At 59.3% G+C, this 14,756-nt stretch carries 11 protein-coding genes; 8 read left to right on the top strand and 3 right to left on the bottom strand.

Going from position 1 to position 14,756, the window contains the following annotated elements; translation table 11 throughout:
• Positions 1 to 207: 207 nt before the first annotated feature.
• Positions 208 to 1,098: a LysR family transcriptional regulator gene (locus FIU92_RS17885; protein ID WP_152460080.1), complete on the bottom strand. Its 891-nt coding sequence runs from the start codon at positions 1,096 to 1,098 to the stop codon at positions 208 to 210.
• A 108-nt stretch (positions 1,099 to 1,206) separates the two neighbouring features.
• Here FIU92_RS17885 and FIU92_RS17880 point away from each other — a divergent pair, with 108 nt between their 5' ends.
• The 7 genes from FIU92_RS17880 to FIU92_RS17850 all read left to right on the top strand — a co-directional run bounded on the left by FIU92_RS17880 (position 1,207) and on the right by FIU92_RS17850 (position 11,145).
• Positions 1,207 to 2,751: a trimethylamine methyltransferase family protein gene (locus FIU92_RS17880; protein ID WP_152460079.1), complete on the top strand. Its 1,545-nt coding sequence runs from the start codon at positions 1,207 to 1,209 to the stop codon at positions 2,749 to 2,751.
• Positions 2,748 to 4,037 (top strand): aspartate aminotransferase family protein, encoded by a 1,290-nt coding sequence (locus FIU92_RS17875; RefSeq protein ID WP_152460078.1) that lies wholly within the window; start codon positions 2,748 to 2,750, stop codon positions 4,035 to 4,037. Before FIU92_RS17880 ends, FIU92_RS17875 begins: the two co-directional genes overlap by 4 nt.
• Positions 4,034 to 6,433 carry an FAD-dependent oxidoreductase gene (locus FIU92_RS17870; protein ID WP_152460077.1) on the top strand — a complete coding sequence of 800 codons (2,400 nt, stop codon included), beginning with the start codon at positions 4,034 to 4,036 and terminating at the stop codon, positions 6,431 to 6,433. The genes FIU92_RS17875 and FIU92_RS17870 overlap by 4 nt, the downstream gene beginning before the upstream one ends.
• Complete coding sequence (locus FIU92_RS17865) at positions 6,430 to 8,841, top strand: FAD-dependent oxidoreductase (RefSeq protein ID WP_152460076.1); 2,412 nt, start codon at positions 6,430 to 6,432, stop codon at positions 8,839 to 8,841. Before FIU92_RS17870 ends, FIU92_RS17865 begins: the two co-directional genes overlap by 4 nt.
• Before the next feature lie 4 nt (positions 8,842 to 8,845).
• The gene (locus FIU92_RS17860) at positions 8,846 to 10,516 is read left to right on the top strand and encodes a thiamine pyrophosphate-binding protein (protein ID WP_152460075.1); all 1,671 of its coding nucleotides are present in this window, start codon (positions 8,846 to 8,848) and stop codon (positions 10,514 to 10,516) included.
• Positions 10,517 to 10,535: 19 nt separating this feature from the next.
• Complete coding sequence (locus tag FIU92_RS17855) at positions 10,536 to 10,799, top strand: hypothetical protein (protein ID WP_152460074.1); 264 nt, start codon at positions 10,536 to 10,538, stop codon at positions 10,797 to 10,799.
• Positions 10,800 to 10,908: 109 nt separating this feature from the next.
• Complete coding sequence (locus FIU92_RS17850) at positions 10,909 to 11,145, top strand: hypothetical protein (RefSeq protein WP_152460073.1); 237 nt, start codon at positions 10,909 to 10,911, stop codon at positions 11,143 to 11,145.
• Positions 11,146 to 11,544: 399 nt separating this feature from the next.
• Here the strand turns inward: FIU92_RS17850 and FIU92_RS17845 are convergent, their stop codons facing one another.
• Positions 11,545 to 12,579: an AraC family transcriptional regulator gene (locus FIU92_RS17845; protein WP_152460072.1), complete on the bottom strand. Its 1,035-nt coding sequence runs from the start codon at positions 12,577 to 12,579 to the stop codon at positions 11,545 to 11,547.
• Between the two features lie 8 nt (positions 12,580 to 12,587).
• Between FIU92_RS17845 and FIU92_RS17840 the strand changes: the two genes are divergently transcribed.
• The gene (locus tag FIU92_RS17840) at positions 12,588 to 13,928 is read left to right on the top strand and encodes a sterol desaturase family protein (RefSeq protein ID WP_172978532.1); all 1,341 of its coding nucleotides are present in this window, start codon (positions 12,588 to 12,590) and stop codon (positions 13,926 to 13,928) included.
• Positions 13,929 to 14,000: 72 nt separating this feature from the next.
• Here the strand turns inward: FIU92_RS17840 and FIU92_RS17835 are convergent, their stop codons facing one another.
• On the bottom strand, positions 14,001 to 14,750 hold the full coding sequence (locus tag FIU92_RS17835; protein WP_152460070.1) for a DNA alkylation repair protein: 750 nt from the start codon (positions 14,748 to 14,750) through the stop codon (positions 14,001 to 14,003).
• Positions 14,751 to 14,756 lie beyond the last annotated feature (6 nt).

Below are 14,756 nucleotides of genomic sequence, written 5' to 3'. Positions count from 1 at the left end.
CGGACATCCAGCAGCCAACTCAGTTGCATTGATCACAACTCGCTCTGCGGACTTTCGCTGCCAGAGCGAATACCCGACCTTTTCCGCTTCACAGATCGAGGGACAATCCTGCCATTGAACCTGTCAAATCGTACAGGCGTTTTTCGAACTGGGCTACCACAGCGACAAACCCCAATGGCCGGTTTGGACATGGCACCAGTCTCGCCTTCAGGCTCCAGGGGCGTCCAGCGCACAGTTCTGAGAACTCAGCCAATCCAGAACGTCCTGCGTCTCTCTCCGGGTTCGGTTGCCTTCCCAGGCTTCAACGAAATACCCGTGAGTTGGTGTAATGTCTTCTTCGAACAAGCGAACAACCCGTCTTTCCCTCAGGTCCTGTTCAATCAAAGGTAGCCAGCCAACAATAGCCCCCTGACCTTCGGCTGCGCCCCGAAAAAGAACATTGGCATCTTCGAACACAGCCCCCCGCAAAGGGGTTTCCGGTTGCACGCCCATGGCGGCAAACCAGTCAAGCCAACCCCAATGGTTCCTTTGGTGTAGAATAGGCAAGGTCAACAAATCCTCGGGCGCTTGGATTGCCCCATGTTGGTCAATATACCCCTTGCTGGCAATTGCGACGGGGCGCAACTCGAGAAGCTTTATGGCACTGCTCGGCATATCTGCAAGGCGCTCCCAGCTGATTACAATATCCGCTTGGGTGTGATTGCCCATGCGGGGCCGATAATGCGGCACAACCTCCAGCTCGATCCGGGGATACTGCTCCCAGAGGTCGCTGATCCGGGGCATCAGCCAACGGGCAGTGAAAATCGGACCTGCGGCAAGGCGCACCACCTTGCGCGAGGTCCGTCGCAGGGCACGAACCGTATCGTTTAGCATGCCGAATGCCTGCCCGGTCGTTTCGGCCAGTCGTATGCCGTCTTCGGTCAGCCTGACCTGACGTCCGGTACGCTCGAACAGCTTGACCCCAAGAGTGTCTTCGAGGCCCCGGATATGGTGGCTGATCGCGGTTGGGGTAATCGACAGATGCTCGGCGGCGGCGCGAAAGCTCCCCCGCCTTGCGGCTGCATCAAACGCACGAAGGGCAGAGAGAGAAGGTAGCATGTTTGCTCCATAGGTGAGTAAAACTCATTTCTCGCTGAGAAATGACCATTTGTATAGGTCTGTAGGTAAGAGCAATGTAGGACAATATTAAGTTGGACTCATGCAAAAATGACCGTGGAATCCCGAAGGCGTGGTCGGAAAGAGCGCCTGAAACAAACGGATGAACCCGATCCCAACCCGCCGGTTTGGCCCGGGCTCGAGGGCGCGCGTTTCAAACCGCTCTCCCCAAAAGAAGTTGCATTGGTTGAGGACGCCGCACTCACGCTGCTGGAGACGCTGGGCTTGAGCCAGGCCATCCCTTCGATGATCGAAAGGGTCTCCAAAGCAGGTGGCCGATTGACCGATGACGGCAGATTGTTGTTTCCCCGCGGCCTTGTGCAGGAGGCGATCAGCAAAGCGCAGCGAGGGTTCACGCTGTGCGGGCAGAGCCCAATGCATGACCTATGCATAGAAGGCGCCCGGGTGCATATGTCGACCGGTGGCGCGGCACCGGGTGTTTTTGATCTAGATACCGGGGCTTATCGGGATTCGACCCTTGCTGACCTTTATGATGCGGCGCGGATCGTCGACCAGATGGACAACATCCATCATTTCAGCCGCTCGGTTGTCGCGCGAGATATCGACGACAACGCTGAAATGGATATCAACACCGCCTATGCCTGCCTGATGGGTACGTCCAAGCATGTGTCGATTTCGATCAGTGAACCGGAAAATGTGCCCGCCATTGCCGAGCTCTGTTATCGCATTGCCGGTGGCGAAGCCACGTTTCGCGCCCGTCCTTTCCTGACCGTAATGGTCTGCCACGTGGTGCCTCCCATGCGGTTTGCCGAAGAGGCCTGCGCGGTGCTCGAGGCGGCGATCAATGCGGGTTTCCCGGTTCAGCTGATCAGCGCGGGCCAAGCCGGGGCGACCAGCCCCGCGACCATCGCTGGATCACTGGTGCAGGCCGTGGCCGAAACGCTGGCCGGGCTGGTGTTTGCCCGGCTTGTCGACCCGGAAGTCAAAGCAATCTTTGCCCCGAAGCCGCTGGTGGCCGATCTGCGCACAGGCTCGATGAGCGGTGGCGGCGGTGAACAGGCGATCCTGATGGCCGGTGCGGCGCAGATGGGGCGGCATTTCGACCTGCCAACCTCATCCATCGCGGGCATTACCGACGCGAAGTGCCTCGATGCGCAATATGGCGCCGAGAAATCGCTGGCCGTGGCCATGGCGGCCCATGCTGGATCCAACATCGTTACTCAGGCGGCCGGGATGATGTCGAGCCTTCTGGGCGTCAGCCACGCAGCCTATGTCAGCGACAATGACCTTTTGGGAAACATCCTGCGCACTCTGCGCGGCATAGAAGCCACGCCTGAAAACATCGCGGCAGAGGTGATCGCCGGGGTGTGTCATGGCGAAGGTCACTATTTGGGTGAGACACATACGTTCGACCGAATGAAGTCGGACTATTTCTACCCCGGCGTCGGCGACCGCCGCACCCCCCGGGAATGGCAGCAGGACGGCGCGCATCCGGTTGGCGATCTGGCCCGGCAAAGTGCTCAGGACATTTTGGCCACCCACTACCCGCGCCACATTCCGGACGATCTTGACCGTGCATTGCGCGCGCGTTTCGACATCCGTCTGACCCGCGAACAGATCGGCAGGCCGACATGAACAGCAGCGAGCTCAGCACCCGCGCCCGGGCCGCCCTGCCTGGCGGGGTAAGTCATGAATTGCGATACCGCGATCCCTATCCGGCCTATTTTGATCGCGCCGTAGGGGCGGAAAAGTGGGATGTGGACGGACGGCGGTATATTGATTTCAAAATGGGCTCGGCCAGTCAGATGCTGGGCCATTGTCATCCGGTGATTACCGAAGCGATCCGGAAACAGGCCGAACGGTCGATTTTCTCGGCGGATTGTCATGAGGCCGAGATCTTCTGGGCAGAATGGATCAACCGGCTTTATCCGTCGGCAAATCGTACGCGCTTCACCGCCTCGGGGACAGAGGCGACCATGCTGGCGTTGCGTTTGGGTCGCGCTTGGTCGGGCAAAGAACACGTGCTGCGCATCGATGGGCATTTTCACGGCTGGCACGATCACGCACTGAAAGGTGCAAAACCTGGCAGTGTCAGGGCGCCTTCGCTTGGCATTCCTGACGTGGTGAACGACCTGATTCATGTTTGCGCGGCCGAGCCGCAGGCCATGCAGACTGCTCTTCAGGATGAGCGTATCGGCACGGTGATCATCGAGGCGTCCGGGGCCAATTACGGCTGCGTGCCGCTGGAAACCGAGACATTGCATGCCCTGCATGACATAGCCCGTGACGCCGGTGTCGTGTTGATCTTTGACGAGATTATAACCGGCTTCCGCTGGTCCCCCGGTGGGCGACAGGCGCGAGATGGCATCGTACCGGATCTGACCACTTTGGCGAAAATCGTTACCGGCGGGCTGCCCGGCGGGGCGGTTTGTGGCCGGGCCGACATCATGGAATTGATGAACAACGCGATTTTGCGCGACGGGCTGGCCCCGGCGGTCAGCCACAAGGGCACCTTCAACGGTGCGCCTCTGGTCGCCGCCGCCGCTTGCGCGGCAATGCCCCTGTTGGCAACCGGCAAGGCACAAGCCCAAGCAAACGAAATGGCGGCGCGGATGCGTGACGGCATGAAGGGGACGATGACGGATCTTGGGGTGAGCGGGCTGGCTTATGGCGACAGCTCGATCTTTCATGTGCACTTTGGACGCGACAGTCTGGCCGGTCTGTCTCCGGCAGAAATCCGCGGCCTGCCCAAAGCTCAAGTCAAAGCCTACCGCGATGGGATGCTGGCGCGCGGGGTGGACATGATGGCCTATACATCGGGCCTTACCTCGGCTGCCCATACGCCCGGCCTGATCGATGAAGCGATTGACGCTTTCCGCGCCACGCTTTCCGACATGATTCGCGATGGAATGCTGCCATGACCCTGCCAGCCCACGCCCGGACAGTTATCATCGGCGGTGGTGTCATCGGCTGTTCCATCGCCTATCACCTTGCCCGCGAGGGGCGGCGGGATATCGTCGTGCTGGAACGTTCTAAGCTGACCAGCGGCACCACCTGGCATGCGGCGGGTTTGGTGCGTCGCCTGCGGCCTTCAGCCACGCTGACCAGGCTGATCAACTATTCCATCGACCTCTATGGCGAGCTGGAGCGCGAAACCGGACAAGCCACCGGCTGGACCCAGACCGGATCGCTGACATTAGCAACCAACCCGGATCGCCTGACCAACATCAAGCGCCAGGTCTCGCTGGGCCGCGCCTTCGGGCTCGATGCCGAGGTGGTCGACGCGGCCCGGGCTAAAGAACTCTGGCCGCTGATCGAAGTGGATGACGTAATCGGCGCGGTCTGGTCACCGTCGGATGGCCGGGTCAATCCGTCCGACGTGGCCCTGGCCCTGTCAAAGGGTGCCCGCGCGCGTGGGGTGCAAATCTTTGAGGAAACCGCCGTCACGGGCCTGCAAAAGAAAGCCGGGCGCATCTCTGGTGTCGAGATCGGCGATCATGTGATCGAGGCCGACGAGGTGGTGATCGCCTGCGGGCTGTGGTCGCGCGAAGTGGCGGCAATGGCGGGCGCGCACATGCCGCTTTATGCCTGCGAGCATTTCTACATGCTGACCAAGCCACTTCCCGAAGTTCAGGCCCTTGGCATGGGGACGCATCTGCCAACGCTGAACGATCAGGATGCCTTCCTTTATGCCCGCGATGATGTCGAGGGGCTGTTGGTCGGGTCGTTCGAGCCCCACGCCAAGGGGCTGCCGCTGGATCGCCTTCCTGCCGATTTCTCGTTCGACCTGCTGGATGAGGATTGGGATCATTTCATGCCAATGATGGAAAATGCCCTGCGCCGCATTCCGGCATTGGAGCGCGCCGAGGTGCGGATGCTTTTGAACGGCCCGGAAAGCTTTACGCTCGACAGTCAGTTCATGCTGGGCGAAAGCCCAGAGGTGCCGGGGCTGTTCTTGATGGGTGGGATGAATTCGACTGGCATCGCGCTGGCGGGTGGCGCTGGCAAGGCCATGGCCGAATGGATCATCGCCGGTGAGCCGACAATGGAGCTGAACGAGGCAGACATCCGACGTTTCAGCCCGGAAATGAACGTGCTGGGAGCGCTCGAGGCCCGGATACCCGAGGTATTGGGTCGGCACTACGACAACCCCTATCCAGGGCGTTCGATGGACACCGCCCGAGGACAGCGCCGCTCGCCCATCCATGCCGGACTGGTCGCCGCAGGCGCTCAGTTCGAGGCGCGCGGCGGATGGGAGCGCGCGGTGCATTTTGGCAGCGAAGCGGCGCATTTGCCATTGAGTTTTGGGGTGCCTGCTTGGCGCGAACAGGTCGGGCATGAGGTTGACGCTTGCCGCACGGGGGCTGCCATTTTGGACCAAAGCGCTTTTGGCAAGATCATGGTGCAGGGACCAGATGCCAGCGGATTTCTCAATCGCCTCTGCGCAGCCCAAATGGGTGTGCCCGTGGGACGTATCGCTTACAGTCAAATCCTCAATGAACGCGGCGGCGTGGAAAGCGACCTGACGGTTCAACGCCACGGGCCGGGCGCCTATCTGTTGATCGTTGGATCGGGTGAGGTCGTACGTGTGATGCAGCGGATGCGCGACACCCGTAAGAACCACCGCGTAGAGTTTACCGACGTGACAAGCGGCTATGCCATCCTCGGGCTGGCCGGGGCGCAGGCGCGCACTGTTCTGCAAGCCACCACAAACAGCAGGGTCCCCGATCTGAAGCGGTTCTGCTTTGCCCCGGTGGAAATCGGTCTTGCACGGGGCTGGGCCGGACGACTTTCCTTTACCGGGGAAGACGGCTTTGAACTATATATTCCCGCCGACATGGCGATGACCGCGTATGAGGCGCTGATCGCGGCTGGGGCGACCCATGCCGGGCTCTATGCCAGCAGCAGCCTGCGGATCGAGAGCGGTTTTCGCGCCTTTGGTCACGAACTGACGCCCGGCACGACACCGTTCGAAGCCGGTTTGGACGCATTTTGTGCGTTCGGTACCGGGTTTGTCGGTGAAGACGTGCTGAAAGGCCACCAACCCCAACGACGGATCGTTTCGATCCTGTTTGATTCACCAGACGCAATCCCGATCCATGATGAACCAATCTATTTCAACGGGCGTGTCGTCGGGCAGATCGCCTCGGCAGCGTGGAGCTATCGGTTTGAACGCTCTGTGGCGCTTGGCATAGTCAGCGCAGCTTTGGACAGGCTTGAGGCGCAAACTGTTGTGGACGGCTTTGAAGTTGAAATCGCGTGCACGCGCTATGCGGCCAAAGCCTCTCTCAAACCCGCCAAGGAGTGTTTCGCATGAGCGATACGATCCGTACCACCCGAGTAGCCATAATAGGTGGTGGAATAATGGGTGTCGCAGCTCAGTTTCAGTTGGCCGAAAATGGCTGGACCGATAGCATCCTGTTCGAAAAGGCGGAACTCACCAGCGGCTCGACATGGCATGCGGCGGGACAGATTGCCCATGCCGTGGGCAGCCGCCTGATGGGCTGGATCAACAAAACGTCGATCGAGGTTTACAAGCGTGTTGAACAAGAGACCGGTCAAAGCATTGGCTGGCACGAGGTTGGTGGTATCCGTATTGCCACCACCGACGACGAGGTCGACTGGATGAAGTCGATCATGGGCGTGGGCAAGCTGCTAGATCTGCCTATGGATCTGATCGGGCCGGACGAGGTCGCAGCTCTCAACCCGTTTTACAAGGTCGACGATGTAAAGGCAGCCATACGCACTTATGAGGACGGGCATATCGACCCGTCAGGTGTGACCATGGCGTTGGCCGCAGCAAGTCGCGCGCGCGGTGCAGTGATCGAACGCAACACCCGTGTCACGGGGGCCTCGCGCAAAGGCGGCATGTGGTTGCTGCGCACGGAAACCGGCGATGTTATGGCAGAACATGTGATCATCGCCGCCGGGTCCTATGCCAATCAGGTCGGCGAATGGTTCGGGTTGAAAATTCCCAGCGTGTCCTGCCTGCACCATTATCTTGTCACCGATACCGTACCCGAATTCCAAGATCGTCCGGAACTGCCCGTCATGCGGGACAATGCCTATGGCGGCTATATCCGGCAGGAACAGAAATCAGGACTGATCGGCATTTACGAGGGCCATGTCTGCCCCACCGTATGGGCAATGCCCGAGGGCGCGCCCTGGGCTGCCGAGAACGAGCTGTTCCAGCCGGATTACGAGTCAATCAGCGACTTCCTGATGGTGGCCATGGGCAAGATGCCGATCCTGGCTAAGCTTGGCATCAAACGAACGGTGCGCGGGGCGATCACGCACACGCCAGATGGCGGCATGCTGGTTGGGCCGTCGGGGGCACCGAATGTCTGGCTGTCCTGCGGATCGTCCATCGGGTTGGCCTGGGGAGGCGGTGCGGGCAAGGTTCTGGCCGATTGGATGGTGCACGGCGAGGCCGAGATCAACACGCGTGGCTTTGACCCGCGCCGCTATGGTGACTTCGCCAGCGATACCTTCATTGTCGAACGCACCAAGGACGAGTTCATGCGCCGCCATGACACGCCGTGCCCGGGCAAGCAATTCGACAGCCTGCGCCCCCTGAACCGCCACCCGCTCTATGATCGGCTGGCTGCCAAAGGCGCCGTGTTTGGCGAGATCGCCGGATGGGAACGGCCTCGGTATTTTGGCAAGGTAGGCGAGGTGGAACAGATCGGCTGGGGGCATCAGAATTGGCACAATAACGCCATGGCCGAGGCAAAGGCAGCGCGCCGTGCCGCTGGTGTGATTGACCTTTGCGCCTTTGCCCAGTTCGATATTTCCGGCAAGGATGCACATGCGTTGCTGGATCGGCTATCCGCCAACCGGGTTCCATCGAAAGACGGCAGGATGAGCCTGAACCATTTGCTGACGCCGAAGGGCCGGTTCGAGACTGAAATCACCGTCTGGCGGATTGCCGAAAACCGCTATTTCACCGGCTCTCCCATCGCTCGGGCCACACCCGATTTCGACTGGATCAAAGCGCACATTCGCCCTGGTGAAGACGTGAAGATGATCAACCGGTCCGCCGATTGGGGCATGCTGGCCATGTCCGGCCCGGCGTCGCGGCGCATCCTGGCAGAGCTCACCGACGTTGATCTGTCAAACACGGCCTTTCCCTGGCTGTCCGGTCAGGAGATTACCGTTGGGGGCATTCCTTGTTACGCATTGCGGGTGTCATTTGTCGGCGAGCTGGGCTGGGAGCTGCACGCACCGTTGGCGCAAATCGGCCCGCTCTACGACGCCTTGTTTAAGGCAGGCACCCCCCATGGCCTGATCGACATCGGTTCCTACGCCTTCAATGGAATGCGCATGGAGAAAGCCTATCGCGCCAGCGGCGAGTTGACCGCCGATGTTGGCCCGCTCGATGTCGGGCTGGAGCGTTTTGTTGTTAGTGAAGGGCGGGAGTTTCTGGGGCGCGATGCGCTTCTCAGCCGCGATCCGGGGTGGGAGCTGTATTATGCAGAACTGCATGCCGATGACATCGACATTCACGGCGGCGAGCCGGTGCTGCTGGACGGCAAGCCGGTGGGCCTGACCACTTCGGGCGGCTACGGCTACACGGTCGGAAAGAGCCTTGGCTGGCTGTTCGTGCGCAAGGGCACGCCACGCGATGGCCTCAGTGTGCAGATCCTGAACCGTGCCATTCCCGTCACCGTGCACGCAGACGCCCTGTTTGACCCACAAAACCTGCGCCCAAGATCCGAGGAATGACCCAATGACGACCATAAATGGCGGCGAAGCCGTTTACCGCGTTTTAAAGGCCAACGACATCGACACTGTTTTCGGCTTGTTGGGTGGCTCGATGCTGGAACTTTTCGACGCGATGTATAAGGGGGGCGAAATCGCCTATGTCGGCGCCCGAGACGAGCGGGCTGCCGGACACATGGCCGATGCCTGGGCGCGGATGTCCGGCAAGCCCGGTGTGGTGCTGGGTGCGCAGGCAGGTCCTGGCGTCGTGAATATCGTGACAGCCGTCGCAGAGGCGCATCTGGCCTATTCACCATTGGTGGTGATCGCTGGTGCCATTACCCGCGCAGATCAGGCGAAAGATACGTTTCAGGAAGTTGATCAGGTGGCATTGTTCGCACCGATTAGCAAACGATCGCTTATGGTGACTGACCCATCACGTCTGGTGCCCATGCTGGAAGACGCGATCCGGCTGGCCAATTCGGGCCGTCGAGGTCCGGTGGTTCTGCATGTGCCGCGCGACCTGTTTGCAGCCGAAGTCGCGGCCATCGATCCTAAGCCCGTGAACATCGCCCGCCCGGGACCTGCGGCTCCCGAAGACATCAGTGCCATCGCAAGCTTGCTCTCAAACGCAGAGCGCCCGGTGATCTTTGCGGGCGGTGGCTTCAAATGGGGCAAGGGGCGTGATGCGCTTGCCGCTCTGGCCGAAACATTTGAGGTGCCGGTGGTGGCCTCAACCGGGCATGCAGACGTGATGCGCCATGGGCACCCGTGGTTTGCCGGACAGGCGGGTCCACGCGGCAATCGTGTGGCCAGCCGCCTCACCAAAGAGGCCGATGTGATGGTGGTGCTGGGCGCGCGACTTGGCTTCAACTCCACCTTCCACAGCAATGATTATGTCGGCCTCGATACGCGCATTGCACATGTGGATATCGACGGTTCTGCCGTGGGCCGCTACTTCCCCGCTGAAATTGCTGTGCAGGCCGATGCCCGCCTGACGGCCGAGGCGCTGATCGGGGCTGGTACCCGTCCGCCTTGCGAGGTTTGGCGCGACACCTTCCACGCTGACATGGCAAGCCTTGCTGCCGAGCGGGCCGAAGAGGGGGCCCTGGACACGCTGCCAATGCACCCCCGCCGCGCCCTGGCTGAAATACGTGCCACATTGCCAGAGGACGCCATCGTGACGCTGGACACCGGCAACACCTGCTTGCAGGCTGCCGACCGGCTGGCCCATTACGCACCGATGAGCCTGATTACGCCGCTTGACTTTGGCCTTGTCGGCTTTGGCCTGGCCGCGGCCATCGGCGCCAAGGCCGCTGCGCCCGATCGGCCTGTCGTAGCGATCATGGGTGATGGCGCCGTGGGCTACACGATGATCGAGATCCAGACGGCCATTCAGCATGGCCTCCCGATCACCATTATTGTGCTGGATAATCAGGCCTGGGGCGCCGAAAAAGCCTATCAGCAGGAGTTTTACGGTGGGCGTCTGATGGGCGCGGAAATTCAATCACCACGCTATGACAGGTTTGCCGAGCTATGTGGTGGCAAAGGCATATGGGTCGATGGTCCCGGTGGCATGGGCCCTGCCTTGCAACAGGCTATCACCTCTAACGAAACAACCGTTATTCAAGCCAGAATAGACCCGGGCGCGCTGATGACACTGCGCAAGGACCTGTTCAAGACCTCACATAAGGAGTGACCGGATGGAAACCTGAGATGTGATCATCACAGGCGCGGGTAATGCTGCACGGGACAACAGGGGCGATGAGGATTGCGTATCAAGGGTCGAAGATATCGGAACGTTCAGCCCGGATTCGCCCGCAGAACAGATTGCCGTCACCGATTTCAGAACCTCCACCACTGATCAGTTCACCTGGCAAATTGTCGACACAAAGGTCACGCCTCTTCTACATTACGAATTTCGCATTAAACGTGTCACCAAGGTGATGGCCTCTCACTGGTGGGCCTGGAGCCAAAATTGAAGGGCGTCGATTCGCAAGCCTTGCTGGACGAGAACCGCAGCCGCGACGCCGCCTTCGATACCAACATGCCGTTTGCCTGACCGTCAGGGACGGCCCCACGGCACAACTGTTGGATGTGCCGAAATCCGATTCGGCCATTCCTATCGACGAAGGCCCGTTCGGGTCCTATCAAGCCGGCTGTGGTATACCCTTCACCTTTGGCGGTCTCTGGATCGACCCCGACAGCGCACAGGTGCTCGACAATGATCTTGCACTGATTTCTCGGGTTTCTTTTTCAACGGGCGAGCTGGTCGGGAGCATTTTTTTCTTTAACTATCAGGGAGCTACCAGTTTGATCAACGGATGACGGCGCATTCTGCGATGCACCTTCCATGGGGTCGGTCATCTCGGTCATGTGCGCCTCGGTCAATTGGGTGCCTGAGTGATTAGATAGGAAAGCTGTTTCAGGGCGTCCAGAGGAGGGAAATGTCCACAATTTCTGAGGGGTGATATCCGTGCATCAAGCGTGCATTGGACGTACACCGGTTGGGTGTAGGGCAGTGAAAGGGATGCCGGGCATGTGAGTGCTTTGGAATCTGCGGCTTGTTCAAGACACGGGGCAATTTCGGCCCATACCGGTCACTCGACCATCGGCATGGATGCTGCGATCGCAGCCCGCTTACCGGACATTCGCTGCAACAGCAGAATATCAAATTCGGCGGACGTTTGGGCCGCGGAGCAGTGCCGACATTCGAACCCAAATGAGTCAGGTAGAGCGCAACGCTGCCTGTCGATACTCTGTCGGCGTCTGACCCGTCGCTTCACGAAACGCGCGGTTGAAGGGGCCAAGGGAGGCGAAGCCAATATCGTATGCGATGCTCAGCACGGTGCGCTCGGCCAGATTGGGGTCGCTCAAGAGCTCCTTCGCACGCGCGATGCGATACCCGTTGATGAAACTTGAGAAGTTCCGATATCCCATCCCTTGGTTGATGGCGCTGCGCAAACGATGCTCTTGGGTGCCGAGCGCTTGAGCCATCTGGCTGAGGGTTAGTCCTTCGCGCTCCCATAGCTTCTCCGACATTGCGGTATTGATGCGTCCGATCAATGCGCGTTGTGCCGGGGATGTGTTGTCGCTCTGCAAGGTGCTCTTCCGGCTGACCAACCAGATGGTGGGATCAACCCGCACGACCCATAAGAGAAATGCCGCCGCCAGCCCCCAGAACACCAACGCATGCATAAGGTAGAAACCGACCGATAACCCGCGATCGGCCCCGGTCACTTCCAAAACGGTGATGAAGATCGCAACACCGGCGACCACGAGCAGAAACCATCGCCTGAAGCGTCTGCGCGTCTCAATCAGATCATCCTCGTGCCCCTGGATGATAACGGCCACCAGATGGGCAAAGATGACAAGGGCACCTGCGCCTCGCACAACCCCAAGTGAGATCGACGTAAACGAGAGCCACGCTGCGGCAATGATGAGCCCGCATATGACAAACTGCCAGCGTGCGAAATTTGGATTGTCCTGAAACAGTTCCAGTGCGGCCCAGTAGACGAGAACAGGAACGATTGCCGAGATCGCAACGAGCACCGTGAACACAGGCCCGGCCTCAATGCCGATGCTGGGCGAAGACACCATCATATAGGCACATAGACCCAAGCACAGCGCGACGACGGAGCCATCCTTCCGGTTCGGCGGACCGTGCAACGCAAAGACGGCGGCGCAAAACAGCAGCGTTGCGATCGCCCCGCCGCGTAAGAAAATCTCCAGTTTCGCAAGCTCGGTCATAATGGCGTTCATGCAATCGCGTGTTGGCCATCCGGTCAACGAACAAGGCTTATCGATTTCGAAAAATCAACTCCGATTTCGAAGATAACAGTCTGATTTCCGGGATCAGCCAGCATCATAGCTTTATCCGATGCAATGCGGATGCACCTTCAACATCATTCAAGGAGCATCCAATGGAATTCCTCAACATCACATCTCTGCTCTGCCTTTATGCAGAAGTCTTCGGAGCTGATCTATTGCGCTACGTGGTTGGTGCAGGCGGTGTTTATGTCGTTGTCAATCTTGGCCTCGCGGCGCGCCTTGCCCGCCAGAAGATTCGCGCTTCTGGCCCCGTATCAGGTCAGATTTTCCGCGAGTTAATGGCCAGTTTGCGCACCGTGGCCATCTTTGCAGCCGTCGGCACACTGATCGGACTTGGCAGCCGCGCTGGCGTCATCGAGATTTACGATGAGATCGCGGACTATGGATTCGCATATTTCGCCGCCAGCATCATTGTCCTCATCGTCGCACATGATGCATGGTTTTACTGGTCACATCGCCTGCTGCACCACCGCGCACTGTTTCGCAGGCTGCATAAGCTCCATCACCGCTCCCACAACCCGACGCCATTTACGTCTTACAGTTTCGACGTCGGTGAAGCTGTTGTGAACGCAGTTTTCCTGCCTTTAGCGCTATTGCTTTTGCCCGCTCATCCCGTCGCCTTGTTCGTTTTCGTCACCCATATGATTTTGCGAAATGCCCTTGGTCACTGCGGTATCGAAGTCTTTCCGGTGCGATCGAATGGAAAGCCTCTGATCGGATGGCTCACAAGTGTGACGCATCATGACCTGCATCACTCCCAAGGGCGATGGAACATGGGGTTGTACTTCACGTGGTGGGACAGATGGATGGGGACGGAGCATCCCGACTATCACGAACGGTTTGCGGCAGTCGCGCCTCGCGTTTCAACTGCCAAGTTTCGGATTGCAGCACTGAGTTTCATAGTGATGGCAGGTCTACTCGCAGGTCGCGCTGACGCATTTGAGTTGAACGGGCGGTACGCAACGCCCGGATTAGGCGCAATCATCGCGTTCGATACATGCGCGAACGATCCCAATATCATTTGTGCGAGGCTTGCTTGGGCTTGGGAACCCGAAGATATGAAAGGCGCGCGAGTGGGGGATGTCCTGGCGGAAGAATTGACCTTTGATGGCACCGCCTGGACTGGCGCTATGCTAAGTCCCGAAAACGGTTGGCGATTCAGAGGAACGCTGGAGGAAGCCAGCCCAGGCGCGCTCGCGGTGCGCGGCTGCGCCGGGCCGATTTGTGTGCGCCAGACCTGGTATTCCGTCGGGGCGTTGCGCCATATACTTCGTGAGTAATCCCAACTTAGTTGGGTCGGCGACAGCGCCTCCCCAGAGCCGCCATTTATGCAGTTAGATAGTCGCTGCAGATCAACCCATCACCCCCCGCTTGCGGAGGGTGCGGGTCCCATGGAGGATGATCCATTTTGTGTTTTGCGATGCATCTTCCTGCCAACGCTCAACCAGCTGAATCACCAATGCCGTATGATCTTTAGAGATGTCGTTGATCAGGTTGGCGACGGACTTGCGCACATAGGGGGATGGGTCCGAACGAAGAGTATGTGCAACGGCAATTGCGGATTCGGGATTCTCGATGAAGGCATTGAGACGGCGGGCCCAGGGCAACCTGGGTCGAACACCTTCTGAGGCAAGCCGCCTGACATGACAGTTTGAATGGCGCACCCATTGATGGATGCGTGTCAAAGTCTCGCATGGATACCGTTCAAGATAGGGTCGAATGGCATATTCGGCGGTGTGGCGTTGCGTGATTGCTTCGCACAGGTCCAGAGATGTTTTGAGTTCGTCGGCTCCATGATCTTCGATCAGGCGCGCAACCGGCATGAGCCAGTAGCCGGTGGTAAACATGCCTGTCTCACCCTCAAGTGGCTGCCCTAGAGAGGCGGCGAGGATCGCAGCTGCTTCTTTGTAGTCTTCTGGCAGTCGCGCACGCAAAGCGTCTGACATCAAGCCAATGCGATCTTTCAGTTCAAGGGCCCGGACGCCCCTGTCTACTTCGGCCGCATAACTGTCGACATCGAACGTTTTGTGGTTGGCCTTAATTGCGCGACCCAGCAAGGTCGCGCAATCACTATCGAACCAGTCCTTTAGCTTCTTTGCCATTCTCAA

This window comes from Ruegeria sp. THAF33 (genome assembly GCF_009363615.1).
In the GTDB taxonomy this organism is placed as follows: Bacteria; Pseudomonadota; Alphaproteobacteria; order Rhodobacterales; family Rhodobacteraceae; genus Ruegeria.
Note: the sequence above shows the minus strand (reverse complement) of the source record. Positions and strands in the feature narration are given on the sequence as shown.

Bases quoted from the DNA above. Each gene is read 5' to 3' on its own strand.
- FIU92_RS17885 (WP_152460080.1), bottom strand. From the start codon at position 1,098: ATGCTACCTTCTCTCTCTGCCCTTCGTGCGTTTGATGCAGCCGCAAGG.
- FIU92_RS17880 (WP_152460079.1), top strand. From the start codon at position 1,207: ATGACCGTGGAATCCCGAAGGCGTGGTCGGAAAGAGCGCCTGAAACAA.
- FIU92_RS17875 (WP_152460078.1), top strand. From the start codon at position 2,748: ATGAACAGCAGCGAGCTCAGCACCCGCGCCCGGGCCGCCCTGCCTGGC.
- FIU92_RS17870 (WP_152460077.1), top strand. From the start codon at position 4,034: ATGACCCTGCCAGCCCACGCCCGGACAGTTATCATCGGCGGTGGTGTC.
- FIU92_RS17865 (WP_152460076.1), top strand. From the start codon at position 6,430: ATGAGCGATACGATCCGTACCACCCGAGTAGCCATAATAGGTGGTGGA.
- FIU92_RS17860 (WP_152460075.1), top strand. From the start codon at position 8,846: ATGACGACCATAAATGGCGGCGAAGCCGTTTACCGCGTTTTAAAGGCC.
- FIU92_RS17845 (WP_152460072.1), bottom strand. From the start codon at position 12,579: ATGAACGCCATTATGACCGAGCTTGCGAAACTGGAGATTTTCTTACGC.
- FIU92_RS17835 (WP_152460070.1), bottom strand. From the start codon at position 14,750: ATGGCAAAGAAGCTAAAGGACTGGTTCGATAGTGATTGCGCGACCTTG.